At 35.5% G+C, this 1,350-nt stretch carries 1 protein-coding gene; it reads right to left on the bottom strand.

The features are described 5' to 3' along the window. On the bottom strand, positions 1-1,304 hold a 1,304-nt coding region (locus tag ACYVRA_RS06490), incomplete at its 3' end, for a type IIL restriction-modification enzyme MmeI (RefSeq protein WP_461251934.1). Positions 1,305-1,350: the final 46 nt, after the last annotated feature.

Raw genomic sequence — 1,350 nt, 5'->3', positions numbered from 1 at the left:
TGGCTGTCATTATCGAAAGAACGACCATAGGCAGTTTCAACCGCTTTATCTAATTTCTGGTGTGCTTTTAGTAATTCCTTTGGCATAGTTAAAGGGTCATACAAGTCGGCTAGGCTTGCATTTGGAAATTGTTTACGTGCGTCCAAAACGGCTTGAGCTAGTTTTTCTATTTCTGACTTTTGTTTTTCCGTTGGGTTAGGCCAGGGGAAATTGTTGTAAACAATGGTATTAGAATAACTGTAATCACTTTTAAGCCTTCCACAGACAGATTTCATCCATGCCATGTGCATATTCGATATAATTATGCCAAAATGATATAATGTAGAATTAGGTATTACAAATAATTTATCTCCGGGAATACATGTCATATCTAAAAAACCAATTGGAATATATTTTCTTCGCTCTGATGATACTTTTGGCACAGCAATATAATTTACATTGTCTGTCATATTACTTATCTGTCCAAAAAGTGCAGGTGTATTCGCTTTTTTTCTTGTAGAGCTTGCTTTACTTTCAAGTCTTAATTGTCTTACTTTCTCAACTCTTTTTATTACTATAAGCATTTTTTTAAGTTCATTTGGCGGACAATCTTTTAGCCATAAACAATATCTTGGTATATTATTAATAAATTCATCACCCATTGAAAATCCTCTTATATATTTTTTAGCAAGAGGTTCACACTTTATAAGATTATCACGTTCATCCTTGCTTAATAACAAATTACCTCCATCTCTGGGCATATTTCCCATACTCATAGTTGGAACTTTACATAAAGGATTATTCCGCTGTTCAATATATATATACGGCGCTGCTACAAGATATGGATTAATTTGCTCAACTGTCCAGCTTTTATTGTCTTCAAAAATAGTCTTGTTTTTATCTAATCCTGCCATACTAAAACCAATAATGACACAATGTACAGCGGCCTTACCTTTTGCTTCATTGCTCCACCTAAATGTCCGATATGCGAAATCTAATCTAATTCCGCAATCCGTAATAGGTTTCCATAGACGCGTAACTTGTTCACCTTGACAAATAGAGTTGGTTGATACAAATGCCGCACGTATTGATGTATTTTGAATATATTTTGACGCTTTTTTATACCAGCAGGCGACATAATCCATATGTCCTCTTAATTCATTCTGGAATATTAAATCCATATCTTTGTGTTGTTCCTCTGTTCGCCATGCGTACCCTACAAACGGCGGATTCCCCAAAATATACGATAATTCCGACTTTGGTACGATTGTTTCCCAATCAATGGGTAACGCGTTAGATATGACAATAGAAGGCGAAGCGGTCAATGGAATACGGGCGATGTATTTGCCGAATTTTTCTGACGCTTTTCTA

The sequence above is a fragment of the Treponema sp. R8-4-B8 genome (genome assembly GCF_054786175.1).
This window is presented reverse-complemented; position numbering and strand designations above follow the sequence as displayed.